The sequence below is a fragment of the Saccharothrix sp. CCNWYY140 genome (assembly GCF_037401995.1).
GTDB lineage: Bacteria > Actinomycetota > Actinomycetes > Mycobacteriales > Pseudonocardiaceae > Actinosynnema.
On the sequence record NZ_JBBEGC010000047.1, the window covers coordinates 23687 to 50162 of the forward strand.

General features: G+C 72.1%; 12 protein-coding genes. 1 reads left to right on the plus strand and 11 read right to left on the minus strand.

The window, feature by feature from the left end:
- Positions 1-105 precede the first annotated feature (105 nt).
- Positions 106-831 (minus strand): TetR/AcrR family transcriptional regulator, encoded by a 726-nt coding sequence (locus WBN91_RS21175; RefSeq protein WP_337725525.1) that lies wholly within the window; start codon positions 829-831, stop codon positions 106-108.
- Between the two features lie 269 nt (positions 832-1100).
- Between WBN91_RS21175 and WBN91_RS21180 the strand changes: the two genes are divergently transcribed.
- A complete protein-coding gene (locus WBN91_RS21180) occupies positions 1101-1616 on the plus strand; it encodes an RNA polymerase sigma factor (protein WP_337725524.1) in 516 nt (171 codons plus the stop codon).
- A 182-nt stretch (positions 1617-1798) separates the two neighbouring features.
- Here the strand turns inward: WBN91_RS21180 and WBN91_RS21185 are convergent, their stop codons facing one another.
- The 10 genes from WBN91_RS21185 to WBN91_RS21230 all read right to left on the minus strand — a co-directional run bounded on the left by WBN91_RS21185 (position 1799) and on the right by WBN91_RS21230 (position 26446).
- Entirely contained in the window at positions 1799-1972 is a 174-nt protein-coding gene (locus WBN91_RS21185) for a hypothetical protein (RefSeq protein ID WP_337725523.1), read from the minus strand.
- A gap of 135 nt (positions 1973-2107) precedes the next feature.
- Positions 2108-3457, minus strand: coding sequence for an acetyl-CoA carboxylase biotin carboxylase subunit (accC, locus tag WBN91_RS21190; protein WP_337725522.1), 1350 nt, complete (start codon positions 3455-3457; stop codon positions 2108-2110).
- A complete protein-coding gene (locus WBN91_RS21195) occupies positions 3457-4095 on the minus strand; it encodes an acetyl-CoA carboxylase biotin carboxyl carrier protein (protein WP_337725521.1) in 639 nt (212 codons plus the stop codon). Before WBN91_RS21195 ends, accC begins: the two co-directional genes overlap by 1 nt.
- 28 nt (positions 4096-4123) lie before the next feature.
- Positions 4124-6106 carry an acetyl-CoA carboxylase carboxyl transferase subunit alpha gene (accA, locus tag WBN91_RS21200; protein ID WP_337725520.1) on the minus strand — a complete coding sequence of 661 codons (1983 nt, stop codon included), beginning with the start codon at positions 6104-6106 and terminating at the stop codon, positions 4124-4126.
- 1 nt (position 6107) lies between these two features.
- Positions 6108-7553 (minus strand): MFS transporter, encoded by a 1446-nt coding sequence (locus WBN91_RS21205; RefSeq protein ID WP_337725519.1) that lies wholly within the window; start codon positions 7551-7553, stop codon positions 6108-6110.
- A 12-nt stretch (positions 7554-7565) separates the two neighbouring features.
- The gene (locus WBN91_RS21210; RefSeq protein WP_337725518.1) at positions 7566-9329 is read right to left on the minus strand and encodes an acyl-CoA dehydrogenase family protein; all 1764 of its coding nucleotides are present in this window, start codon (positions 9327-9329) and stop codon (positions 7566-7568) included.
- Positions 9326-10987: an acyl-CoA dehydrogenase family protein gene (locus tag WBN91_RS21215; RefSeq protein ID WP_337725517.1), complete on the minus strand. Its 1662-nt coding sequence runs from the start codon at positions 10985-10987 to the stop codon at positions 9326-9328. Before WBN91_RS21215 ends, WBN91_RS21210 begins: the two co-directional genes overlap by 4 nt.
- Positions 10984-12540: a PfaD family polyunsaturated fatty acid/polyketide biosynthesis protein gene (locus WBN91_RS21220; RefSeq protein ID WP_337725516.1), complete on the minus strand. Its 1557-nt coding sequence runs from the start codon at positions 12538-12540 to the stop codon at positions 10984-10986. The genes WBN91_RS21215 and WBN91_RS21220 overlap by 4 nt, the downstream gene beginning before the upstream one ends.
- Complete coding sequence (locus tag WBN91_RS21225) at positions 12537-19769, minus strand: beta-ketoacyl synthase N-terminal-like domain-containing protein (RefSeq protein WP_337725515.1); 7233 nt, start codon at positions 19767-19769, stop codon at positions 12537-12539. Before WBN91_RS21225 ends, WBN91_RS21220 begins: the two co-directional genes overlap by 4 nt.
- Entirely contained in the window at positions 19766-26446 is a 6681-nt protein-coding gene (locus WBN91_RS21230; RefSeq protein ID WP_337725514.1) for an SDR family NAD(P)-dependent oxidoreductase, read from the minus strand. The genes WBN91_RS21225 and WBN91_RS21230 overlap by 4 nt, the downstream gene beginning before the upstream one ends.
- Positions 26447-26476: the final 30 nt, after the last annotated feature.

Consider the following 26476-nt stretch of genomic DNA (forward strand, 5'->3'; position numbering starts at 1 on the left):
GGGTCAGCGAGCCAGCGGGGTCAGCGAGCCAGCGGGGTCAGCGAGCCAGCGGGGTCAGCGAGCCAGCGGGGTCAGCGAGCCAGCGGGGTCAGCGGACGGGCGGGGTCAGCGGGCTAGGGCTCGTTCGGGCATGCCGAGGAGGTCGGCCAGGGATCGCAGTTCGGCCTCGAACAGTTCGCCCGCGCGGTCGCCCAGGAATTGCAACTGGCCCATGACCTCCATGCAGATCACCCCGTACAGCCGCACCCAGCAGCGCAGGAACAGGGCGATGGTGGAGTCTGGAACCGGGAGCTCCATGCGGCGTCGGAACTCCGAGATCGTCTCGGGTAGCAGGGCGGCGGAGTCCTCGGGGAGGGGCTCGCCGCGCTCGCCTAGGAACCTCGCGAACAGGCCCGCGAAGACCTTGCCGAAGCGGTAGCGCGCGTCGGACAGGCGGGGTTTGGCGGCCTCGGCTGTGGGTGGGGTGACCATCGTGAGTTGGAACTCGAAGGCGTGGTCCAGTGCCCAGTGCCGTAGTGCCCGGCTGGCCAGCACGATGCGGCGGGCGGTTTCCTCGCCGGCGGATTGGGCGACGACGGCGTCTAGCATGCTGGTCATCTCGTCCAGCACGTCCAGGACGATGGCGTCGGTGAGGTCTTCCAGGCTGCGGAAGTACCGGTACATGGCGGGGCTGCTCATCCCCAGGTCGCGGGACACGGCTCGGATGGTCAAGCCCTCGATGCCGTCCACGGCTACCCGCCGCCGCGCCGCGAGCACGATGTCTTTCGTCACGGTGAGGCGGACCCGTTCCCGCCACGGCACCCGACCGGTCGCCGCGTTGCTGCCGACCATGCTCACCCCTCCCGGCTCCACTCGACCCATCCAACGCGAATCACTGTCGCGTCTGCGGTTCGGGACGCCGTACTGCAACACACTGTAACAAGAAGGAACGTCTGTAGCTTGTGCGACACGGATCCTGCTAGGGTTTCGCCAGCAATCTCCAGGTGGTGGAGGTGGTCTTGTCCAGCACAGCGACTCCTCACGACTTAAGGCAGGAGCCACACCCCGGATCCTGCCCAGTCCTGCTGCACCCGACCGCGAAAACCGACGCGGCGTGCCTGGTGACCTGTGCCCGCGCGGGTGACGCGCTCGCGTGGCAGGAACTGATCCGGCTGTTCAACCCCCTCGTGTGGACGGTGGCCCGCAGCTTCGGCCTGTCGCCGGCGGACTGCGAGGACGTCGGGCAGTTGACATGGTTGCGGGTGGTGGAGCACATCGGGTCCCTGCGCGAACCCGATCGGGTCAGCGCGTGGATCGTCACCGCCGCTCGCCGGGAGGCGTTGCGGCACCTGATGCGGTCCACCAAACAGGTACCCGTGGCCGACCCGATCACACCCGACGTCGACGACGGGGACACCCCCGAGGACGTCCTGCTGGCCGACGTGGAGCGCAGCCGCGTGGGCACCGCGGTCCGCCAGTTGCCCGACGAGCACCAGGCCCTGCTGGGAATGCTGTTGCAGGACCCGGCGCCCAGCTACGACCAGATCAGCACCGCGCTCGGTATCGCGCGGGGTTCGATCGGACCGACGCGCCGGCGAATACTGAACCGGCTGCGCGAGCTCCTCGCGGAGAACTAGGTCGACGGCGGCAATTCCCGATGTTGTGGATTGCCGACCCCCTACCGCAGCGGAACCACGCCGTTGCGGTTTTGTCGTCCCCACAGCAGTCGCAGCTGCGCCGGCCGTTCCGACGCTGGTCGTTCCCGTGCTCGTGGTCCCCATGCCCACGCCAAGCCTCCCCCTGCTCAGCGCCCACCCCCTCAGCCCGCCGAGTCCCCGCCCGCCCGCTCGTCGTCGTGCGGGCGCGGTGACCTGCGCACCTGGTCTCGCACGGCCTTCCAGGCCAGGTCGTCGAAACCGTCCGGCGCGGCGCCGAAGAAGTCGCGCAAGCGTTCCAGGAATTGATCGTCCGCCGGGTCCTGAATGCTGTCCATCTCGGCCGAGCCGCCCTCCGAGTCGAGGCGGGAAATAGCCGGAACCCCCGTGTTCCCATTCCCTACCATCGGTAGTGCGGTCGTACCTTACACGATACCCGTCCTTACCTCCTCGTACTTCCGGCGGTAACCCGACTACCACTCCCGGACGCGGGCCAGGAAGTCCGTCGTGACGCCGCCGCGACGGAATTCGGGGTGGTCGAGCACCCACCGGTGGAACTCGACGGTGGTGCTCAGGCCCGGACCCGCGATCCGGTACTCGGCCAGCGCGCGCCGCATCCTGGCCAGCGCGGCGGGACGGTCCTCCGCCCACACGACGAGCTTGGCGATCAGCGAGTCGTAGTACGGCGGGATCGTGCCGCCGGGCACGCAGTGCGAGTCCACCCGGACGCCGGGTCCGCCGGGCGGCAGCAGGTCGTCCAGCCGGCCCGGGGTCGGCGCGAAGTTCCGACTCGGGTCCTCCGCGTTGATCCGGCACTCCACGGCGTGCCCGCGCAGTTCCACGTCGTCCTGGGTGAACGACAAGGGACGGCCCGCGGCGACGCGGAGTTGTTCGGCGATCAGGTCGATGCCGGTGACCATTTCCGTGACCGGGTGTTCGACCTGGATTCGGGCGTTGCACTCCATGAACCAGAACTGCCCGTCCTCGTCCAGGAGGAACTCCATCGTGCCCGCGCCCCGGTAGCCGACGGACTTGACGCCTTCGACGGCCGCCGCGCCGATCCGCGCGCGCAGGTCGGCGTCCACGGCGGTGGAGGGTGACTCCTCGATCAGCTTCTGGTTGCGGCGCTGGACCGAGCAGTCCCGTTCGCCCAGGTGGACGGCGTTGCCGTGGGCGTCGCAGAGCACCTGCACCTCGATGTGCCGGGCGCGTTCCAGGTACTTCTCCAGGTAGACCGAGGGGTCGGAGAACAGCGCCTGGGCGTCGGCGCGGGTGGTGCGGTAGGCGTGCGGCAGGTCCTCCCGGCGGCGCACGACCGTGATGCCCCGCCCGCCGCCACCCGCGGAGGCCTTGAGGACGACCGGGTAGCCGATCCCGTCGGCGACGTGCAGGGCTTCGTCCACTGAGGACAGTGGTGTGACCGTGCCGGGCAGGAGCGGGAGGCCGGCCTTGCTCATGAGTTGGCGGGCGGTGGACTTGTCGCCGAGGGCTTCCATCACCTCCGGCGGCGGTCCGATGAAGGTCAGGCCGTGGTCGGCGCAGATCTCGGCGAAGTACGGGTCCTCGGACAGGAACCCGTAGCCGGGGTGCACGGCGTCCGCGCCGGTCTTGAGCGCGGCGCCGATGATGTTGGGGATGTTGAGGTAGCTCTGCTTCGCCTGGGCGGGCCCGATGTGCACGGCCTCGTCGGCCAACGCGACGTGCAACGCGTGCGCGTCGGCCGACGAGTACACCGCGACGGTGGGGATGCCGAGCTCGCGGCAGGTGCGGATGACCCGGACCGCGATCTCGCCCCGGTTGGCGACGAGGACTTTGCCGAACATCAGTCGACCGGCTCCAGTTCCAGGAGGACCTGCTCGAACTCCACCATCTCGCCGTCGGCGACGTGGATCGCGGTGACCTTGCCCGAGCGGTCGGCGGTGATGGGGTTGAGCAGCTTCATCGCTTCGACGATGGCGACCTGGTCCCCGGCCCGGACCACGTCGCCGACCTGCACGAACGGCGCGGCTCCGGGGTTGGGGGCAGCGTAGAACGTGCCCACCAGCGGGGCGCGGACGGCGACGGTGACGGGGGCCACCCCGGTGGCGGCGGCTCCCCCAGTGGCAGCGGCTCCCCCGGTGCCAGCGGGACCCCCGGTGGCGAGTCCTCCGGTGCCGGCGCCCGCCGCGGTGCCGTTGGCGGCTGCCGGGGCGTGGCCTCCGGCCCCCGTCTCCATCGTCCCACGGCCCACTGACATTCCAGGCGTGGCCGTGGCGCCAAGCGCGGGCTCGTTGGTGGTGGGGCCGGTTTCCCAGTCGACCTCGACCTCGTTGCGGCCGGCGCGGAGGAGGACTCGGCGGACCGGGCGGCCCATCGCGAGGATGAGTTGTTCGGCTTCCACGCGCAGTTCGGCCAGGGACAGGGCGCGGTCGAACGGGTCCTGCGGGGAGGTGTCGTAGGACAGGACGGTGTCGGTGCTCATCGGCGGCGGCCCCTTCTTCGGTTCCGGGCTACAGGCGGCGTTGGCGGTCGGGGTGGCCGAACTCGCTGAACCGCTCGTAGCGGTCGGTGCGCGGGTCGTCCACTTCGGACAGTTCCGCGAGGCTGTGCAGCAGTGCCCGGCGCAGGGCGCCCGCGGTGGCGTCCAGGTCGGTGTGCGCGCCGCCGGGCGGTTCGGGCACGACGCCGTCCACGACGCCCAGGCGCAGCAGTTCCGGTGCGGTCAGGCGCAGGGCTTCGGCGGCGCGCCCGGCCTCGGCCGCGTCGCCGAACAGGATCGTGGACGCGCCTTCCGGGCTGATCACGGAGAAGTAGGCGTTCTCCAGCATGAGCACCCGGTTGCCCACGGCGAACGCCAACGCGCCCCCGCTGCCCCCTTCGCCGGTGACGACGGCGACGGTCGGCACGGTCATCCGGGACATGGTCAGGATGCACTCGGCGATGGCGTTGCCCTGCCCGCGCTGCTCGGCCTCGATCCCGGGGAACGCCCCGGGCGTGTCCACCAGCGCGACGAACGGCATCCGCAGCCGCTCGGCCAACCCCATCAACCGCCGCGCCTTGTGGTACCCGGCGGGCTGGGGCATCCCGAAGTTGCGTCGGACCAGCTCGTCGGTCCGATGCCCCTTCTGGTGCCCCACGAAGACGATCGGACGCCCACCGAGCCGAGCGAACCCGCCCACGACAGCGGGGTCGTCCGCCGACACCCGGTCCCCGTGCAACTCGAGGAAGTCCTCGAACACCCGGGCCGCGAGGTCGAGCGAGGTGGGCCGCTCGACGTTCCGCGCCAACCGCACCACCTCCGCCGCCGGCCGGACCGCGAGTGCTCCCGGATCGGTCACGCACGCGGTGTCGGCCCGCTCTGGAAGAATCTCCCCCAGGGGCGGCTCAGCCGGATTGTCGTACCCCCGTGGGACAATGGAACCGGGGGCCGGAGGCCGCGCCTCGGAAACCGGAGGCCGCGCCTCGGAAACCGGAGCCCGCACCTCGGAGGCCGGAGCGCCCCCCTCGGAGGCCGGAGCCCCCACCCCGGCAGCCGACGCCGGCACCTCGGAAACCGGAGGCCTCACATCGGCAGCCGAAGCCGGCACCGCGGAGGCCGGAGACCGCACCTCGGCAGCCGAAGGCAGCGACCCCACGACCGGCGGCTCCACAACCGGCGACCCCGGGACCGGCGACTCCGCAGCCGCGACCGGCGGCGTGGTCAAGGCGAGCAAGCGGATCAGGGTGGCACGGGTCGACTCGCGGGGGACGACCAGGTCGAGCATCCCGTTGTCGCGCAGGAACTCCGCCGTCTGGAACGTCGGCGGCAGGTCCTGCCGAATGGTCTGCTTGATCACCGCCGGCCCGGCGAACCCGATGCGCGCGCCCGGCTCGGCCAGCACCACATCCCCCAGCACCGAGAACGACGCGGTCGCCCCGCCATACGTCGGATCGGTGTTGAGGTTCACCACCAGCACCCCGGCCTCGCGCAGCCGCCCGATCTCCTGACTCGTCTTGGCCAGCTGCATCAGCGAGATCGCGCCCTCCTGCATGCGCGCCCCACCAGACGCCGACACGATCAGCAGCGGCGCACGCGTCGACAGGGCCAGGCGGGCCGCCCGGGACACCAGCTCGCCGGTCAGGCCGCCGATGCTGCCGCCCATGAAGGCGAAGTCCAGCGCCGCCACCACGACCGGGTGTCCGCCGATCGTGGCCGCCCCGCACACCGCGGCCTCGTTGCGGCCGGTCGTCGCCTGGGCTCGGGCCAGGCGGTCCGGGTAGGGCGACCGGTCGTGGAAGGACAGCACGTCGACCGGCGCCGCGTCGGCGTCGATCCGGTCCAGCGAGTCCGGGTCGAGCAGCAGGTCGAGCCGTTCGGACAGGTCGAGTCGCAGGTGGTGCGAGCAGTCCGGGCACACCTGGTGGTGTCGCCGCAGCCGCCGCAGGTACACGAACGACCGGCAGTTCGGGCAGCGCGCCCACTGGACCTCGGTAGGACCGGTCGACACCGTCATGTCACACCTCGACCAACTTCTGCGGCGAAGAGGCCGCCGCCACCCGCTTGCTGATGAACAGGCCCGCCAGCGCACCGACCCCGACGAACACGACACCGACCCAGATCGCGGGCACCATGCCGTGCACAAACGCCTCGGCGGCGTCGGCGGGCTTGCGGATCTCGATCTCGTTGAAGTAGTCCGTGAAGACGGTCGTCAGCACCGCGATGCCCAGCGCGCCACCGATCTCGCGCACGGTGTTGTTCGCGCCGGACGCCTTGCCGTGTTCGTGCGGCTGCACGGACCCGAGCACCACGGCGGTGGTCGGCGCGAACACCAGACCCATGCCGATACCGGCGATCACCATCGCGGGCACCATGTCCCCGTACGGCGTCGTAGTGGTGGCGATGGAAGCGATCCACCCCAGGCCCACGCCCTGCAACGCCAGGCCCAGCGCCATCAGCCGCCCGCCGCCGACCTTGTCGGTGATCAGACCGGCCAGCGGAGCCACGATCATCGGCATCGCGGTCCACGGCAGCGTCCGCACGCCGGCCTCCAACGGCGAGAAGCCCAGCGGACCCTGGAGGTACTGGGCCAGGAAGAAGATCGAGCCGAACACGCCGAAGTACATCGCCAGCGACACGACGTTGCTCAGCACGAAGTTCGGGATCCGGTAGAACCGCAGCGGCAGCAACGGGCTCTTCGCCTTGCGCTCCCACAGCACGAAAGCGATCAGCAGCACCAGAGCGATGCCGAACGCGGTCAGGATCGGGGTGGACGTCCAGCCGTCGTCGCCGGCCCGCACGATGCCCCACACCAGCGACGTGATCAGGCCGGTCACCAGCACCACGCCCGGGATGTCCAGGCCGCGGTCCGCGCCGCGGGTCTCGGCGATCGCCCACAGCACCAGCGGCACCGCCACGACACCGACCGGCAGGTTCACCCAGAAGATCCACTTCCAGTCCAGGCCCTCGGTGACCGCGCCGCCGACCAGCGGCCCCAAAGCGACACCGAGGCCGTTGATACCCGACCAGATGCCGATGGCCGCGCTGCGCATCTTCTCCGACACCGCCGCCGCGAGGATGGTCAGCGACAGCGGCAGGATCGCCGCCGCGCCGATGCCCTGCACGACCCGGGCCGCGATCAGCGTCTCACTGGAGTACGCCAGGGCGCAGGCCACCGAGCCGAGGCTGAAGATCCCGATGCCGACCAGGAACATCAGCTTGCGCCCGTACCGGTCGCCCAGGGCGGCGCCGGTGAGCAGCATGCCCGCGAACGCCAGCACGTAGGCGTTGACCACCCACTGCAACGTCGTCTGGTCGGCGCCGAAGTCCTCTTCGATCTGCGGCAGCGCGTTGGTGACCACCAGGTTGTTCAGCGCCACCACGAACATCGGGAGGGAGCTGGCGAGGATCGCCCACCCCAAACCGGCTCGCCTCGCCGGTGCCGTCGTTGCCATGTCCGTCATCTCCTCGACCTCTCACTCGCCGGATGCGAGCAGTTGGAACTGCCAGTGCGAGAACAGGCGCCGTTCGCGGTGCAACCGGAACAGCACCTCCACCACCCGGTCGACGACCGCCGCGTCGGTCACGGGTCGGGTGGGGTCCACCTGGCGCCACGCGCGTTCCAGGCACAGCAGCAGCACCGCGCCGTCGGGGAACGGGTCCCGCAACACGGGCGCGGACTGCACCACCAAGTGCACGGCGGCGGCTGCGGCGTGGACGGCGCTGTAGCGCTCGGCCAGGCGGAAGATCTCGGCGGAGGAACCGTGGTCGCGGTTCCCCTTCAAGTCGGCCAGTTCCGCGCCCAGCCGGTCCAGCTCGCCCAACAGCCGCTCGGCGACGTCGGCGGAGCGCTGGAACCACTGGCGCTGCACGGGCTCCGGGTGGTGCAGGGCGCGCAGGGCCTTGATGGCGCTGGGCAGCGCCAGCACGACCTCGTCACCGCCCCGGCTGAACAGCAGCTGCTCGGCGGGCCGCCACTCGGGCAGCTCCGCGTCGAGGTCGAACTGCGCGGCGACCCGCTGCTCGGCCTGGCCGCGCGCGTCGGCCGGGGTGTCGCGGGCGGCCTTGAGGATGCCGTCGAGTTGGAGGGCGATGTTCTTGAGGTTCACCACGGTGTTGCCGTCGGCGAAGATCGCGACCAGCACGTCGCGCAGCATCTTCTGGTAGATGCCGTAGTGCGGGTGCGACCGCAGGTACAGGCGGGCGCCCAGGACGACCGACAGCTGGGCCATCGTGCGTTCCAGCAGGGTCGGGACGAAGTACTTGACCACCGAGGAGAACACGCTGGTCTGGCCCGGGTTGGCCTGCAAGCCGCGGACCGCGCCGGTGCTCACGGCGTCGGCCAGCAGCAGGTCGGCGAAGCACTCGGCGAGCTGGCGGCGGGAGTAGGGGATGTCGGCGACCTTCTGCCCGAAGATCTCCCGGTCGACGACGAAGTCGCAGGTCACGCGCAGGGCGGTGTCGACCGCGCCGAGCGCCATGCTGCTGATGGTGGTGCGGGCGACCTGGGCGCTTTTCAACGCGATCTCCAGGCCCTGGCCCTCCGCGCCCAGGCGGTTCTCGTCGGGCACGAAGAGCTTGTCCAGCCGGATGCCGCTCATGTCGAGGGCGCGCAGGCCGTGCAGGCGTTCGTTGGGCAGTTCCACGATGGCCCCGGCGGGGGCCTTGCGCTTCTCCACGGCGAAGATCGACCAGTCGCCGGGTCCGCCGCGCTTGCCGGTGCGGGCGTGCACGGAGACCACGTCGGCGATGGTGGCGTTGCCGATCAGGTACTTCTCGCCGGTCAGCACGTAGCCGCCGTCGACCTTCTCGGCGACCATCTCGTTGGACAGCACGTCGCTGCCGTGGTGGCGTTCGGACAGGCCCCACGCCATGCGGGTGCCGTTGTTGATGGCGTCGACGAAGTAGCGGCGCTGGGCTTCGGTGCCGGCGATCCACGCGGGCATGAACGCCAGGTCGGTGAGCATGAGCGCGGTCGCCGAGGTGGGGTCGCGGCGGGCGACCAGGCGCAGCAGGTTGAACCCGACCTCCACGTCCCCGGCGCGACCGCCCCACGCGGCGGGCAGGCAGTACTCGTGCAGCCGCCAGCGCTGGAGCAGGCCGACGAGCTCGAACGGGAACTCCTCGCGCTCGTCGAACTCCAGCACCCGCTTGAAGGACATGGTGGTGGCGGGGTCGTGCGGGTCGCCGAGGTAGCGTTCCAGCTCCTCGTTCAGCTCGATCATCTTGCGCACGGTCATGCCGGGGTGCCTCCTTCGGCCAGCGGCAGCGGGGTGGCGGAGAACAGCCGCCCGGTGGCGTGGAGGTCGAGCACCGCGTCGAGGACCGGGTCGGCGTCCTCGGTGCGCAGCCGGTCCTCCACCCGGTGCGCGCGGTCCAGCAGCAGGGCGAGGGTGGCGACGAGCCAGCCGGTGTCGCCGGGCGCGGTCCCGAACAGGGACCGGTCGAGGTTGAACCACCACAGGTGCGCGCACGCCGCCGCCGCGTGCAGGTAGCAGAACCGCTCGGCCCGGTCCAGCGGGTCGGCGGCGCGTTCGGTGTCGGCGGCGCTCGTGGGACCGGCGGCGAGCGCCTTCTCCAGGCGGGTCAGCAGGGTCAGGGCGCGGTCGTCGGCCAGGACGGTGCGCATCGCCGCCGCCACCTCGGGCAGGGACTGGGTGACCTCGTCCCGGCCGCGCGTGGAGAGCCCGAGGCCGCCCAGGTCCAGGGGTGGCAGGTCGTGGTCGAGGGTGAACACCGCCTCGGGCGGGGTGGTGTCGGTGGCGCGGCCGGCCAGGTGCGCGGCGACCAGGCGCAGGTTGGCGGTGGGGCCGGTGTCGATGTGCCGGACGACCGCGTTGTCCCGCCGCATCACGTCGAACGGGCCGTCCGCGAGCAGGGCGCGGGTGCCCAGCACGTCCGCGCACCGCCGGAACACCTCCTCCGACAGGTCCGTGCACACCTTCTTCGCCACGCTCGACCACAGGCTCTGACCGGCGGGGTTGGTGTGCATCCCGCGTGCGCACGCGGTCGCCACCACGTCGCAGGCCAGCAGCGCGGCGGCGGCCGTGCCCAGTTCGCGGCGGTTGCGGTCGTGCTCGACGACCGGGCGGCCGGCGACGACGTGCCGGACCGCGAAGTCCAGGGTCACCCGCAACCCGGTGTCGGCGGCGGCGAGGTTCGCGCCCGTGCTCATCGTGCGGACCACCTGCATGGCCTTCATGGCGATCTCCAGGCCACGGCCCGGCTCGCCGACCACGGCGGAAGCGGGCACGACCTCACCCGCGAACCGGAACGCCGTGCCGTCGACCCCGCGCATGCCGCTGGTGGAGACGCTCTCGGCGCGGCCCCGGTCCACGGCGGCCCCGTCGAGCAGGACCGCGGTGAACGCACCCGGCCCGCGCCCGCCCGTGCGCCCGACCAGCAGCAACGCCCGTGCCCGCTCCCCCAGGCCGACCATCCACTTGTCGCCGGTGAGCAGGAAGCCCTCGGGGTGCGGTTCCAGCAGGCAGCCGTTGGCCAGCAGGTCGCTGCCGTGCTCGGGTTCGGACAGGGCGAACCCGATCGCGTGCCCCTCCGCCAGCAACTCCAGCACCCGGCGGCGCTGGTCGGGCGTGCCGGCCAGCAGCACGCAGGTCGCCGCCGTGATGCTGAACATCGTGTGCGGCATGACCGTGACGTCCCGCCGGGCGGCGACGCGCACCAACGCCAAGGTCCGGTCCATTGTGGACAGGCTGCCGCCCTCGGCCGCCGGCACGAACGACAGCGCCAACCCGCGGCACGCCTCGATCAACGCCTCCGGCCGCGCGGACAGGGCGTCCCGGCGCACGGCGGCGGCGAAGCCGTGCGGGTTGGCGGGGTCGCGCGGGTCGCCCAGCCGGTGGTCCAGCTCGGCGGCGGGCGACAGGAGCGCGGTCACGACGCCACCCGCGGCCGGTAGTCGCCGCACACCGACGGCAGGCGCACGCCGTTGGCGGACAGCTGCTGCACGCGGGTGGTGAACGCCGCCCCGGCCAGCAGGTTGGCGGCCACGTCAACCACTCGCCGGTTCGCCGGCGCGGCCAGGTGCGACCCGCGCACCCACTCGTTGAACGCGCCCATCGCCGGACCGCACCACACCTGGAAGTCCGCCGTCCGGTCCGCCTCGCCCACCACGGCCCACCGCGACGCCATCCCCAGGTACCAGCGGAACACCAGGGCCATCCGCCGCTTCGGGTCGTCGGCCGCGCGCCGCAGCTGGTCGGGGTCGCGCCGGGTGAAGTAGGCGACGACCTCCTCCCACACCTGCGCCACCGGCCGCCGCAGGATCTGCTGCTCCAGCCGGTCCTTCTCGGCCGCCGGCAGGGACTCCAGCCCGTCGTAGGTGCGGTAGAGGTCGTAGAGGCGCTTGGCGCGCATCGCGAACATGGTGCCCTTCTTGAGCACCTGCAACTCCACGCCCAGCTCGAACATGTCGGCGGCGGGCGCCATCTCGCAGTCCGCCGTCCCGGCCGCCGCGAGCAGCGCGCGGGCCGCGTCGGACGTGCCGGACTCCAGGCACGCCTGGTTGACCGACCCGGTGACCACGTAGTCCGCGCCCATCGCGAACGCCGCGGCGGCGGCGTGCGGGGTGCCGATGCCGCCGGCCGCGCCGACCCGCGAGGAGAAGCCCAGTTCGCGGCGCACCAGGTCCCGCTGGCGCACGATCGACGGGAACAGCACGGTCAGCGGGCGCCGGTCGGTGTGGCCGCCGGAGTCGGCCTCGGCGGTGATGTCGTCGGCCAGCGGCACGTGCGCCGCCAGCTCCGCCTGCTCGGCGGTGATGAGGCCGTCGCGCAGCAGGGCCGCCACGATCGCGGGCGGCGCGGGCCGCAGGAACCGGTCCGCGACCTCGACCCGGGACACCTTCGCGATCACCCGGTTCTCCGCCACCACGCCGTCCGGACCGCGCCGCAGCCCGGCGAGCCGGTAGCGCACGATGTGCGGGGTGAGGTCCATGAACGCCGACGCCTCGACGCACCGCACCCCGTAGGCCAGGTAGAGGTCCACCGCCCGGCGCTCCAGCTCCTCCTCGCTGGGGCTGTGGATGAGGTTCGCGGCGAACGGCAACCCGGGGATCTCGGCGTGGAACCGCTTCAGCGCCGCCTCGACCCGCTCCGGCAGCAACCCGGCCGCACCGAACGACGCGAGATAACCCTGACGGGCCAACGCGATCACCATGTCCTCGGACGCGATGCCGCCGGCCATCGCCCCGGCCAGGTAGGCGTACTTGACGCCGTGGTGGGCGCGGAACTCCGGCGAGCCCAGCCGCTCGGGCGGCAGCGGGCCGACCGCGGCGACCACGACCGAGTCGTCGGCGGGCCGGGCCGTGGTGACGCCGATCCCGGCGTCGGTGCGCACCACGTAGCACGGTTCGGCCAGCCGGGTCAGGGTGTCGTACACGCCGTCGGCGTCGGTGCGCACGGGCGCGGTGGTTGGCACGGTGGCGGTCACAGCTCGCCCTCCCGGATTTCGACGGCGACATCGGTCAGTTCGTAGATCCGCAGGCCCAGCGGCTGGTCGGCGGTCGCGTGCTTCCACACGGAGGCGTCGGCGACCACGACCACCCGGCCCTGTTCCCGCCGCACGTCCTTGACGTGCAGCTCGAAGCGCATCTCGGCGTCGGTGCGCAGCACCTGGCCGCGGTACTTCCAGCCCATCTCCACGCCGAGCGGGAGGTTGAACACCGGCCGCGCGAAGCCCTCGCCCAGGCCGGTTTCGATGGCGAACACCTGGAGCGCCTGGATGATCGACTCGACGCCGAGCGAACCGGGCATCACCGGGTCGCGGTGGAAGTGGCAGGAGAAGTACCAGTCGTCGTGGTCGATCCGCCGCACACCGCGCACGTAACCCTTGCCGTGCACGCCACCGTCGGCGACCAGGTCCACGCTGTCCACGAGCCGCACGTGACCGTCGGCCAGGCGCAGCGAGCCCTGGAACCACTTGTCGTCAGTGCGGACCGCCAGCGTCTTGCTGTCCACTCCGGACTGTTCTTCGAGCCAGGTCGGGGTCAGCTTGCCACTGTCGAGGCCGACCTGGTTGGCCAGCGCCTGCTCGCTGAAGTAGCCGAACAGCGACTCGCCGACGTAGAACACCTCGCCGTCCGCCGACAGCTCGTAGCGGAAGTTCTGGAGGGTGGAGCCGGGCATGGCGGCGCTGGACAGCATCTCCGAGCGGTGCCGGATGGTCTTGCCGCGCAGGTCGACGTCCTTGACGTAGGTGGCGCGGCCGTCGAGGTTGCGGATGCTCAGCTCCTCGTCGGGGCTCGCGAGCGTCGCGCCGAGGTAGTAGCCGAGCAGGATCGCCGCTTGCAGCGACGACTCCATGAGGATCGCGTTGACCGGCTGCGGCACGGAGTTCTCGTGGAAGTACCAGGCCTCCGGCGGGCAGTCGTACTCGGTCTCCATCTTCGCGCCGGGCTTGAGCCGCCCGCGCACCCCGTCCAGCTTCATGATCCGGTCCACGAACCGGAAGTCGCCGTTGGGGATGTAGGGGGCGCGGCGGTTGGCGTAAATCTCGAACTCCGGACCCATCGCCGTGGCCAGGTCGCCCTTGGCGGCGTGCGAGAGGTGCAGCTCGTTGATGAACGCCGGCTCGCCCTCGTGGTTGCGCCGGCCCAGGAACGGCGGCACACCACCGGTTCCCGGGCGGTACGGGGTGCCAGGCTTCTCGCGGACCTGGATGCCGAAGTTCTTCATCGAGATGATCGGCTTGTCGCCGTCGTAGACGATGATGTCCGCGATCACCGTGGGGCGCGGCAGCATCGTGATGTCGGTGACCTCGACGTGGTAGCGGATGTTCGGCGTCTTGGGCGTGATCTGGCCGCGCACCTTGACCTCCGTGTGCAGGCCGGGCACGGACTGGAACTCCGCGTCCGGCAGCACCAGGTGCAGCCCGAGGTACATCGCGTAGACCTGGAGGAGCTGCACACCGCCCTCGGCCACCAGGGAGCCCGCGAGGACGGGGTCGCCGGTGAAGTGGCAGCGGAAGTACCAGCCGTCCGGGTCCAGGTGCTTGACGGCGGTCAGCTCGCCCAGGCCGCGCGGGCCGCCCAGCCGGTCGATGCTCGGGATCTCGTCGATCATGCGCAGCATCTCGCCGGGCAGCCGCAGGGACCGGTTGAGGCCGTCCGCGGTCTGGTCGTAATTCGGGCCGAACACCTCGCCGGGCTTGCCTTGGGTCAGGAGGTCGAGGTCGTGGCGGGTGAGGGACGTGCGGTCGGTGCGCTCCAGCGGGGTGAACCAGGTCTTGGTCAGGGCGGCGCGGCGCTTGCGGTCGGCTTCGGTGGTGACCACGCCGAGCGAGTCGTCCAGCTCGGCGGGGCTGAAGAAGCCGGCGCACGCGTCGAGCAGCTCCAGGATCAGCTCGCCGTCCGCGTAGCACTTGTAGTTGAAGAAGAAGAGGAGCGTGTCGCCGTTCCAGACGAACCGGTCGATGCGGATGTCGTAGCGCAGGGTCTGGCCGGCGCGCGGGAGGCCGCCGTGGAAGACCAGCTTGCTGTCCAGCAGGCGGTAGGCGCGCTCGCCCTTGTTGCGGAAGTCGATGCCGAGGAAGGCGACCAGGAGCAGGTCGCACTGCCCGGCCTCGATGGTGACCGCGCAGGGGGCCAGGCCGTCGACCAGGTACCAGGCGTCGGCGGGGATGTCGTACTCGGTGGTGATGGTGCTCGGTTCGAAGACACCCGTGGTGGCCTTGATGTCGGTGACCCGGCTGACGAACAGGTACGGCGGCTCGGGCAGGCGAACCCGGACGGGGAAGGTGTCCACGACCGCGAACTCCGGGCCGAAGACGTTGGCCACGCTGCCCTTCGCGAACTCCAGCAGCTCCGCTTCATCCCAGACGACCCCGGGGTCCTTGGCCACCGGATTGTCGGTGCCTCCTGGACTGTCGGTGCCTCCTGGGCTGTCGGTGCCTCCTGGGCTGTCGGTGCCCCGTGGATTGTCGGTGCCCCGTGGATTGTCGGTGCCCCGTGGATTGTCGGTGCCCCGTGGGAGAATGGTGTCGGGGGCCGGAGGCCACGCCGCCTGCGGCGGGGCGGGCGGCGGCGGGGTCGGGCCTCCGGTGGCGGTCCCGTTCTCCAGAGCGCGCAGAGCTTGGTCCAGCAGGGCGTCGTGGAGGCGGAGGGCGTGCCGGTGGGCTTGGGCGACCGTGCTGCCCATCGCGCGCAGCGGTGACAAGGCGACCGACTTTCTGGGGAGGAAGACGAACGGCTCGCCGTACACGGTGATCACCTCGGGGTCGTTCTCGTGCAGCACCGTCTTCAGCGGCACGTCGAGCAGGGGCTTGACCGCGCGGGCGACCCGGTCCACCACCGACTCGCCGCCGACGGTCACCGAGTGCCGGAACCGGCGCGGCGCGGGCTTCTCGGCGCCGAACAGGGCGTCCAGGCGGACGTCCACGCCGTGGCTGACCAGGCGGGCCGCCGCCGCGGCGAACGCGACCGCCGTGCCGGCGCCCCGGCGGTCCAGGGACACGGCCACGTGCGGCCGGCCGGCCAGGGTCTCGCCGATCCACCGCGTGCACGTCGCACCCGGCCCGACCTCGACGAAGTACCGGAAACCGCGCTCGTGGGCGGTCTCGGCGAGGCGGGCGAAGTCGATCGTGCTGCGCAGCGTCCACGCGATGCGGCGCGCGATCTCGGGCCGGTCGCGGGTCTCGGCGCGGTCGTAGTCGTAGGCGGACAGCAGTTCCAGGTCCTGCGCCGGGGTGCCCAGCGGGTAGTCGTTGAGCGCGGCCAGGCCGTCCAGCACCGGGTCCACCAGCGGGCAGTGCATGACGTGGTTGGCCGGCGCCTTCGCCGAGGGCGCACCCACCCGCTCGATGACCCGCTTGCACGCCTCCGGGTCACCGGCGATGACGACCTCGCTCGGTGTGTTGACGTGGGTGAGGAAGACCTTCTCCTCCAACGCCTCCCGCACCCGCTCGGCCGGCGCGAGGACCACGTGCGTCGCCCACACGCTCGCCCGGTCGTCGGGCAGCTCCCACGTGCGGCGCACCAGCTCCTTGCGCCCGCGCAACTGGTCGCGGAACAGCGGGGTCGCCGCGAGGGCGGCGTCGTCGCGGGAGGCGGCGGACCACACGTCGAGGGCGAACAGCATGCTGCTCTCCCCCAGGCTGTAGCCGAACCCACCGTCCGGGCGAACGCCGAGCACGTCCCGGATGGCCCTGGTGTGCAGGACGGCGAGGTTCGTGCCCGCCGCGAGCATCACCGGGATGTCCTCGACCAGCTCGGACTCGTGCCGCATCAACGCCCGCCGGTCGAGGCCGAACGGGCCGGTCGGGTAGAGGGCGTCGTGCTTGAGGCGGTCGCGGGGTCGGTCGGCCTCGGCCTCGAACTCCGTGAGCAGGCTGGGGAAGAGTCGGAACAGGTCCCGTCCGGCGCCCGGGTAGGTGGTGAACGCGCCCGGGTAGACGAAGGCGATCCGGCCTTGGCCGACCGGGTTCGGCGTGTAGTAGCTGCCGGACGGGGTGGACCAGTCGGCGTCGGTGTCCGCGCGGTCTCGTGCGGCCAGGTCTCGTGCGGCCAGGTCTCGTGCGGCCAGGTCTCGTGCGGCCAGGTCTCGCGCGGCCAGGGTGAGTTCGCGGTGCAGGCCGTCGGTGTCGGCGGCGACGAGCACGGCGGTGCGGGCTTTGCGCGGCTTGGCGACGTGCTCGCGGACCAGGCTCAACGCGCTGCGCGTGGCCAACTGGTCGACGCAGTCGCGGGCGAGCGCTGCGATTTCCGCGCCGGTGTCACCCGTCAACGGCAAAACCAGCACACCAGGCCACGCTTCATCGACGACCGGTGCGCCACCCGAGACGATGACCCGCGCGTCCCCCGCGTGCACGGCGGCGGTGCGACGCTCGGCGGTGGTCTCCCGCACCCACGGCTGAGCCTGGTCGAGCAGCACGAACCCGCTCTGCTCGAACCCGGGCGTGGCCTTGGCCAGCTCCCGCAGGGCTTGCGGCGCGGGCGGGAGGTCCGCGTGCCGCAGCGCCTCGACGGCGGCGGCCAGGGCGGCGAGAACCCCGGCGTGCCGGGTGTCACCGACCAGCGGGACCACGCTCGCCAGCGCACCCCCGTCGAACACGTCGAGCGTCTTGGCCAGGTCGATCGGGGCGGCCAGCTGGACGAGCTCGACATGTTCACGCCCGTTACGATCGTTCCGGCCACGATCGTTTGCGACGCGATCGTTCCCACCGCGACCGCCTTCCCGGCGATCACCTTCACTACGATCGTTTGCGATGCGATCGTTCTTAGAACGATCGTTATCGGCACGATCGTTTGCGGTGCGATCGTTTGCCGTGCGATCGTTCTCGGTTCGATCGAACGAGATGCGGTCGAGGGTGATCTGGTCGTCGTAGGTCGGTCGGGTGAGCACGACCGCCGCCGCGCCGTCGCCGAGGGTCGCGGTGGGGTTGGCGCGGGTGTTCTCGGCACCGGCCGCCAGCTCCACCCCGCCGACCAGGACGGCCTCGATGCTCGGGTCGAGCAGCAGCAGCCGGGCGACCTCCAGCGCGCGGGCACCGCCGGTCGCGTCGGTGGACAGCGTGAACGACGGGCCGGTGAGGTTGCGGGAGGAGGAGATCCGGCTGGCCATCACGTTGCCGATGAAGCTGAGCACCTCGTTGGCGCCGATCGGGTCGTGGACGGCGTCGCGGACCGCCGCTTCCAGGACGTCCGGGTCGAGCGTGAGGCCGGCGCGGGCGAACTCGGCGCGCAGGTGGGCACCTATGTCGAAGCGGGCGCGGTGGCTGTGGGCGCGGGGCTCCATCTCCATCGCGATGACCACCGCGACCCGGCGCGGCGGCAACTGCTCGGCCTTGGCGGACGGGTCCGGCGCGGGGTACCCGGCTTCGGTCAGCGCCTGCTCGGCGGCCTCGAACAGCAGCAGGTGCTGGGGGTTGGCGTCGCGGAGTTCGGCGGGCGGGATGCGGTAGGTCCGGACGTCCACCTCGACATCCGCCGCGTACCCGGCGTCCGGGGCGGGCACACCGGGGTCGAGGCCGTACCAACGCTCGGCGGGCAGGTCGACCAGCGCGGGCTCGGCGGTGCGGACCAGCCGCCCCAACTCGGCGGTGTTCCGCACCGGCCCGAGCCGCACACCGACACCCGTGATAGCCACACGCGGCACCTCGACCCACTTGACCGCCGCCGAATCGCGCTCACCGGCAGCCGGGCCAGCACCGCGGGCGGCAGCCGGGCCGGCCTCGCCAGCGGCGGCGGCGGCCGAGCCAGCGCCATGAGCGGCGGCTGGCGTGGGCTCGTGGGTTGCGGCAGCCGGGCCAGCACCGCGGGCGGCAGCCGGGCCGGCCTCGCCAGCGGCGGCGGCGGCCGAGCCGGCGCCGTGAGCGGCGGCCGGCGTGGGCTCGTGGGTTGCGGCAGCCAGGGCGGGCTCTTGGTTGGCGGTGTGGGCCAGGACGACGTGCGCGTTGGTGCCGCCGAAGCCGAAGGCGGACACGCCCGCCCGCCGCACCTCGGTCTCCGGCCACGGCCGGGCCTCGCGCACAATTCGGTCCGCGACATGCTCCGCGCCCGGCGGCCGGACCGGGTCACCCGTGCCCGGAGTGGCCGGGATGACGCCGTGCCGCATGGCCAGCAACACCTTCAGCACGCTGGTGAACCCGGCCACGGTGAGCAGGTGCCCCACGTTGCCCTTCACCGACCCGAGCAGCGGCACATCCGTCCCGAAGTGCTCGGCCAGACCCCGCAACTCCACCGAGTCACCGAGCGGCGTGCCGGTCGCGTGGCACTCGATGTAGTCCACAGTGGACACATCCGCATACGCCTGGCGGTACGCCTCGACCTGCCCGCGAACAGTCGGGCTGAGCAGGTGCGCGCCGGCGCCGTCGTTGCCCAGTCCGATCGACTCGATCACGGCGTGCACCCGGTCGCCGTCGCGCAGCGCGTCCTCCAAGCGCTTGAGCACGACCACGCCCGCGCCCTGCCCGGTCACGATGCCGGAGCTGTCGCGGTGGAAAGGCGAGCTGATCCCGTTGCGCGGGAAGGCGTTCAGGTCCGAGAACGACAGGTGCATCAACAACGGGTCCGGTGCGCACACCGCGCCCGCCACCACGACGTCCGCCGCCCCGGTCCGCAGGTAGTCGCTCGCCAGCGACATCGCGTAGAGGGTGGACGAGCAGGCCGCGTCGAGCGCCAGTCGAGGCCCGCCCAGCCCAAGGGCGTCGGCGACGACGGTCGCGGGCAGGCCCGAAGGCCACAGGTTGCGCGGGTCGACGTCCGGTGTGTCGGGGGTGGCCGGCACGGGCAGGCCCGCCCGGCGCAAGCCCTCCGACACGGCCTCGCGGACCATCGGCACGCACAGCTCTACCGACTTCTCCGTGGGGAACGAGTAGTTGCCCAGCACGAGCCCGGTGCGGTCGAGGTCGGTCACGCCGGCGTCGGCCAGCGCCTGGCGCACCACGTGCACCGGCCACCGCACGACCCGGCCCAGTCCGGCCAACTCCTCCGCCGGGACGCGCAGGCCGGTCAGGTCGATCTCCGGCTCGGTGACGAACCCGCCGCGCGTGGCGGTGATGCGGTGCCGCTCGTCGCCCCACCCGCCGGGGAGGGACGGGTCCGTGCCGAACACGTCCCGCCCGCCCTCCGTGCGGTGGTCGGTGCCCGCGACCAGGTTCGACCAGAACTCCTCGGGGCTGTGCGCGCCCGGCAACAGGCACGCCATGCCGACGATCGCGATCACCGCCGGTCCCCCTGCCCGAAGTCGAGCGTCGCGCTCGGGACCACGTCCACGCCCTTGAACCGCAGCAGGACCCGCCCGTCGAGCGCACACGCGGTGATCGTGGCGCGGGTGCCGGACTCCGGCTCCACCACGACCAGGAACGGCTCACCACTGGGCAGCGGACCGTGCACCTGCACGGAGGCGACCGCCGTGGGCAGGCTGTTCACGCCCTGCGCCCGGTGCACCCGGACGAGCGCGGCCTGCAACAGCAGGTCGGCGAGCGCCGGGCTGTAGTCGCCGGCCCGGTACGCGCCGCCGGCGATCTCGGCGTCGGGCAGCTCGCACCTCAGCACCAAGCGACTGTCCACATCAGACACAACACCGGTGATGCCGCGCAGGCTCGGGCCGTGGAAGAGCGCACCGGTGGTGTACGGGTCGTAGGGCGTCACGGGACCGTCGAGGTTCGGGATCCGTTCCGGCGCAGGGGTTTCCGTGACGACGGTCGCCCGGTAGCGCGGCCGGCCGCCCTCGTCGCGGACCAGCACGTGGTCCGGGCGGGCCACGAAGTCCAGGAACTCCGGGCGGTCGTCGCCGAGCGTGACACCCTTGAGCACGGCGAAGTCCTTGAGCTGACGTGCCGAGCCCAGCAGCGCGCCGATGGCCGCCGTGGCGGGCAGGACGGGCACGCCGCCGATGGCGTGGTCGGCGAGGACCGGGTCACCGACCAGGGGCGCGGTCGAGCGGCGGACCGTGCCGGTCGGGGCGGTGATCTCCCTGGTGGACAACGGGGTGTCCGGGCCGACGACGGTCACCACGTCCGCCGAGCGTGGTCCGGTGAACTGCTCGGTGAAGTAGTCGACGCCGGTGGCGAGCGGGATCAGGGTGACCCCGCGCTCGGTGAACATCCGCTCCAGCTCGGGCGTCACCATGCCGCCCGCCCACGCGCCCCACACCACGGAGGTCACGCGGCTGTTCGGCAGGTCGGCGCGCAGCTGGACCGCGACCCGGTTGAGGGCCTCGTTGGCCATCGCGTAGTCGGACTGGCCGCGGTTGCCGAAGAAACCGGCGACCGAGGAGAAGAGCAGGACGTGCTTCGGCTCCTCGACCGCGTCCAGGACCGACTTCAGGCCGTGCAGCTTGGTGCCCAGCACGGCGGCGACGTCCTCCGCCTTCTTGTCCACGATCAGCTGGTCGGCCAGGACGCCCGCGCCGTGGACGACGCCGGTGATCCGGTAGGGGCGCAGGGCTTCCTTGGTGGCTTCGGCGTCGGTGACGTCCACCGCGAGGTACTCGGCTTGGGCACCCGTGGCGCGGATGGCCTCCAAGGTGGCTTGGATCTCCCGTTGCGCCAGGACGTTCTTGTAGATCTTCTCGACTTCGCGCGGGAGGGGCTTGGCTCCCTGGGCGCGGGTGTGGGCGATGATCGCGGCCTTCAGGCCGTCCTCGGGGATGGTGCGGAGGTAGGCCGGGACTCCCGTGTTCGGCGTGCGGCCGAGCAGCAGGAGGTTGGTCCGGTACCGCTTGGCCAGCCCGATCGCGCACGCCGCTGTCACACCGCGTGCGCCGCCCGTGACGACGAACAGGTCGGTCGGGCCGGGTTCGGGGAGCTCGGTGGGTGCCGGGGTGTCGTGGGTGAGGGTGAGGGTGTGACGGGTGCCCCGGGCGTCAACGCCGATCCTGGTGGGGACGGGGTCGGCGTCCTCGATCTCCTGGAGGAGGAGTCGGGCGGCGTCGTCGTCGGACAGGTCGGGGCTGAGGTCGACGGTGCGGGTGAACAGGCCCGGGGCCTCGATGGCGAGGGTGTTGGTCAGGCCGGACAGGCCGCCGAGGAGCGCGGCGGGACCTCGGGGGTCGGCCATGCCCAGACGACCGTCGATCCGGCTGACCGCGATGAAGCCCTTGCGGTGCTCGCTCGGCGCGAGGCTCGGTGCGGTGTGGCCGGGCGCGGTGTGGCCCGGTTCGGTGTGGCCGGGCGCGGTGTGGCTCGGTTCGGGGTGGTTGGACGCGGTGTGGCTTGGTTCGGCGTGGTCGGTTTCGGGGTGGCGGCCGGCGGTAAGGAGGGCGTCGGTGAGCGCTTCCGTGGCGTCCTGCCAGGTTTGCGGTGCTTCCGGGGCGAAGTGCAGCACGAGGTCCGGTGCGCCGGTGCCGATCTGCCAGCCCTTCGCGCGCAGGGCGGCGGCGACGCGCTCGGCCAACGGCGTCGGCGCGCCGGACAGCAGCGCGACGGGCCGGTCACCGTAGGCGTCGAGGAGCTGGTCGGCGGCGGGCAGCGTGGTCAGGCGCGCCTGCATCCGTGCGATGCCGGTCGCGCCGTCAGCTTTTGGGAGATCAGCCCCCTCGCCGACGAAGCCGACGATGTCGGCCAGGGTGCGGAGTTCGCCGAGGGCTTCCGGGGTGGCGTTGGCGCTGTTGGGGAAGCGGTCGCGCAGTTCGCCCATGATCTCGACGCGCTTGATCGAGTCGATACCCAGGTCCGCCTCGACGTCCATCGACAGGTCCAGCATGTCGGCCGGGTAGCCGGTCTTCTGCTCCACGACCGCGAGGAGGACGGCGGTCACGTCCTCAGCGGCCGGGGTCGCCGCGGTCGCCGGGGCCGGGGCCGTCGTCGGAGCCGGGGATGCGGTCGGGGATGCGGTCGGGGTCGCGGGTGCGGCCTGGGTTGCTGGTGGCGGTGTCGGGGCCGCGGTGGGTGTGGGGTCGGGTGCTGCGGCGGTGCCGCCGACGAACTCGATGATGTCGCCCAGGGTGCGGAGTTCGCCGAGGGCTTCGGGGGTGGCGTTGGCGCTGTTGGGGAAGCGGTCGCGCAGTTCGCCCATGATCTCGACGCGCTTGATCGAGTCGATACCCAGGTCCGCCTCGACGTCCATCGACAGGTCCAGCATGTCGGCGGGGTAACCGGTCTTCTGCTCGACCACGGAGAGCAGAACGGTCTGGACGTCGCCGGCGGATGCGCCGTTGGTGGCGGGTGCGGGGACCGCGGCGGGCGCGTGGGTGCCGTTGATGCTGGGTGCGGCGGTGGATGCGGCGGCCGGGGTGCCGTTGGTGGCGAGGGCGGCGGTGCCGTTCGTGGCCGGGGCCGGGGTGGTGACGGCCGGGGTGGTGACGGTCGTGGGGGTGGCCGGGGCGCTAGGGGTGCTGGGGGCGTAAGCGGGCGCGGTGGCGGTTGGAGTGGGGGGTGTGAAGGCGGTGGGGGCGGCCTCCGGCCCCCGGTCACCATTGTCCCACTGGGGTACGACAGTTGTGGGCGTGAGGGGTTGTGGAGTGGTGGTGGGGGTGGGGGCTGCGGCTACCTCGTAGCGGGTGGGGGCGGCGGTCAGTTCCGGGGTGTAGCGGGATGACGGGGCGTAGGTGATGGGGGCGCCTGCGTCCAGGTGGGCGAAGCTCAGGAGGACGTCTGTGGCGTGCATGTGGCTGCGGCCGATGGCGATGCTGTGCTCGGTCACCGACGTGATGCCGGCTACCGCCAGGTCGGTCAGGGTGCCCTGGCGGGTTTCGTGTTCCAGGACGCCGCTGAGCCGTTCCGCCACGCGCAGCTGGCTGTCCAGGTAGTCGCGGTGCAGGGCGAGGTGTTCCCAGGCCACGCCGGTCGCGCCGAAGCCCACCGGGTGGTACGCCGGGGACACGACCGGCTCCGCGAGCGCGGGAGGAGCGGAAGGGGCCGGGGTGGGCGGAGTGCTCGCGACCGGGGCCGAAGCCGCCTGCGGGGTGAAAGCCGGGGTTACCTGCGGGGCGGAGGACGGGGTCGGGGCGGCTGCCGGCGCGGAGGGAGCGGGAGGAGGAGTGGCGGCAGCGGGAGCGGCGGAAGCGGCGGGGGCGGCGGCCGGAGTGGGAGCGGCGGGGGTGGGGGCGGAAACGGCGAGGGCTGGAGCGGGAGCGGCTGGAGCGGGAGCGGGCTGGGGGGTGATCTTGTAGCCGTTCGTCAGGGCGTCCTGGTAAGCGCGACGGCGCTCGTCGGGGACGTGGTTCACACCGTTCAACGCAACCCTCATTCCCTTGGTCTCCTCCGCCACCGGCTCGGGCGCGGTGAAGCGGTCAGGTGTGGTCAGTGGTAGGCCCAGCACGGTCAGGCGGGCCACTAGCTGCTTGATCGCCCGGTCGCCGTCCTTGCCGGGGCCGGCGTCGGCGGAGAGCACGACCGCGTCGGTGTCCTCGCCGAGGATGCGGCGCACCAGGCCGGACAGCACCGCGCGCGGGCCGAACTCGACGAAGACCCGGTAGCCCGCCTCGTACAGCTGCCGGACGCGGTCGGCGAAGGCGACCGGCTTGCCCAGCTGGTCGACCAGGACCTCGCGGTTGTGGGCGATGTCCCGGCCGTAGGACGCCCCGGCGGTGTTGGCGTACACCTCGGCGACCGGCTCGCGAACGTCCACAGAGGACACCGCCGCGCGGAACGCGTCCACGGCGTGCATGACGTACGGGGTGTGGAAGGCGGCGGCGACCGGGAGCGGTTGGGCGTCCAGGCCGGCGGCGCGGGCTGCCGAAACGAAAGCGGACACAGCCTCGGTGCCACCGCCGACGACGGTCTGGTGCGGGCCGTTGAGGTTGCACACGACGACGTCGGGGTGCTCGGCGAGCAGGTCGGACAAAGCCGGGGCGTCGCAGCGGACGGCGGCCATCGTGCCGCGGTCGGCGTCGGCGGACGGCAGGGACGCCATCGCCCGGCCGCGCGCGGCGGCGAGGGTGTGGAACTCCTCCTCCGTCAACGAACCCGCCGCCCACAGCGCGGTCAGCTCGCCGAAGCTGTGCCCCAGCATGCCCTCGGCGGTGAAGCCCAAAGCGCTCAAGTACCGGAACTGCCCGACCGACAGCGCGCCGATCGCGGGCTGCGCGTAGTCGGTGCGGCGCAGCGCGGCCTCCTGCGCCGACGCCGCCTCCTTGTCGAACGCCGGCGGCGGGAACACCACCCGGTTCAACGGGTCGGCCGGGTCGGAGAGCAGGCTCGCCGCGTCGAACGCCTCCCGCACCGGGGGCAGCGCGAGCCCGGTGGCCGCGCCCATCCCCACGTACTGGCTGCCCTGGCCGGCGAACAGCGCCGCCACGCGGCCGGGCACACCGGCGGAGGTCCGGAAGTACGCCCCGGACGGCAGTTCGAACGCCGTGACGCCGGACTTGATCCGCGTGACCGCGTCGGCCAGCAGCGACGCCAGCTCAGCCGAGTCCCGCGCCACCACGGCCAGCCGGGCGTGCGAATCGGGCACCCGCTCGGAGGAAGCCGGACCCTTCACGGCCTCCAACAACGACTCCACGTCCGGCGCGTGCCACACGTGCACCCGCGCGGTCCGGTGGGAGACCTGCGTGACGGAAGGCGAGTGCTCCTCGACCACGCAGTGGAAGTTCGTGCCACCGAACCCGAACGACGACACCACGGCCCGCCGCACGTCCCGCTTGGGCTCCAGCACCCACGGCACGGCCCGCGTGTTGACGTAGAACGGCGAGTTCGGGAAGTCCACGGCCTCCCGCGGCTGCGTCACGTTGATCGTCGGCGGCAGCACCTTCTCGTGCAGCGCCAGCGACACCTTGATCAGCGCCGCCGCGCCCGCCGCCGCCTTGGTGTGCCCGATCTGGGACTTCACGCTGCCCACGGCCGCGAACTGCTTGTCCTCCGACGCCGCCGAGTACACGTCCTTCAGCGCGGACAGCTCGGTCAGGTCGCCCAGCGACGTGCCGGTCCCGTGGCACTCGATCAACCCGACGGACGCCGGCGACACCCCCGCGTCGGCGTAGGCCCGCTCCAGCGCCACGACCTGGCCCTCGCGCCGGGGCGCGTAGATGCTCTTGAACCGCCCGTCGCTGGACGACCCGATCCCGCGCAGCACCGAGTAGATCCGGTCGCCGTCGCGCTCGGCGTCCTCCAGGCGCTTGAGCGCCAGCATGCCGATGCCCTCACCGATCAGCGTGCCGTCCGAACCCTCGTCGAAGGGCCGGATCACACCGGACTTCGACAGCGCGGGCGTCTTGCTGAAGCACAGGTACATCAGGATGGTGTTCTCGGCGTCGCACCCGCCGGTGAGCATCACGTCGGCCCGGCCCGACACCAGTTCCGACGCCGCCATGTGCAACGCGGCCAGCGACGACGCGCACGCCGCGTCCACCGTGCAGTTGGTGCCGCCGAAGTCGAACCGGTTGGCGATGCGGCCGGCGACGACGTTGCCCAGCATGCCGGGGAAGGAGTTCTCCTCCCACGGCGCGAAGGCCTTGACGAACTTCGCGGCGATCTCCTCGGCGTCCTGCTCGGTCAACCCGACGCTGCGGACGACCTCCTTGAGCACGGGAGTCTGCAACCGGGTGGCCAGCGGCTGGGTCAGCGAGTTCGCGCCGGTGATGCCCAGCACCACGCCGGTGCGCGCGGGGTCCCAGCCGCCGCCGACGTCGGCCAGCGTCTGCTTGGCCACGACCAGGCTCAGCAGTTGCAGGACGTCGGTGACCTCCAGCGTCGTCGGCGGCAGGCCGAACTCCAGCGGGTTGAACGGCACGGTCGGGATGAACCCGCCGCGCTTGGCGTAGGTCTTGTCCGGCGCGCTGGGGTCGGGGTCGTAGTAGTCCTCGACCTTCCAGTGCGTCTCGGGCACGTCCTCGATGCAGTCGCGGGCGTCGACGACGTTGCCCCAGAACTCGCGGAGGTCACCCGAGCGCGGGTAGAGCGCGCCGAGTCCGACGATGGCGATCGGTGTCTCGCTGAGCGTGCGGTGTGCGTTCATCAGCGGCGGTCCCAATGCTTGTGGCGGGGG

Coding starts and splice junctions, on each gene's coding strand:
- WBN91_RS21205 (WP_337725519.1), bottom strand. CDS start 7,553: ATGACGGACATGGCAACGACGGCACCGGCGAGGCGAGCCGGTTTGGGG.
- accC (WP_337725522.1), bottom strand. CDS start 3,457: ATGTTCGGCAAAGTCCTCGTCGCCAACCGGGGCGAGATCGCGGTCCGG.
- accA (WP_337725520.1), bottom strand. CDS start 6,106: ATGACGGTGTCGACCGGTCCTACCGAGGTCCAGTGGGCGCGCTGCCCG.
- WBN91_RS21210 (WP_337725518.1), bottom strand. CDS start 9,329: ATGACCGTGCGCAAGATGATCGAGCTGAACGAGGAGCTGGAACGCTAC.
- WBN91_RS21175 (WP_337725525.1), bottom strand. CDS start 831: ATGGTCGGCAGCAACGCGGCGACCGGTCGGGTGCCGTGGCGGGAACGG.
- WBN91_RS21195 (WP_337725521.1), bottom strand. CDS start 4,095: ATGAGCACCGACACCGTCCTGTCCTACGACACCTCCCCGCAGGACCCG.
- WBN91_RS21185 (WP_337725523.1), bottom strand. CDS start 1,972: ATGGACAGCATTCAGGACCCGGCGGACGATCAATTCCTGGAACGCTTG.
- WBN91_RS21230 (WP_337725514.1), bottom strand. CDS start 26,446: ATGAACGCACACCGCACGCTCAGCGAGACACCGATCGCCATCGTCGGA.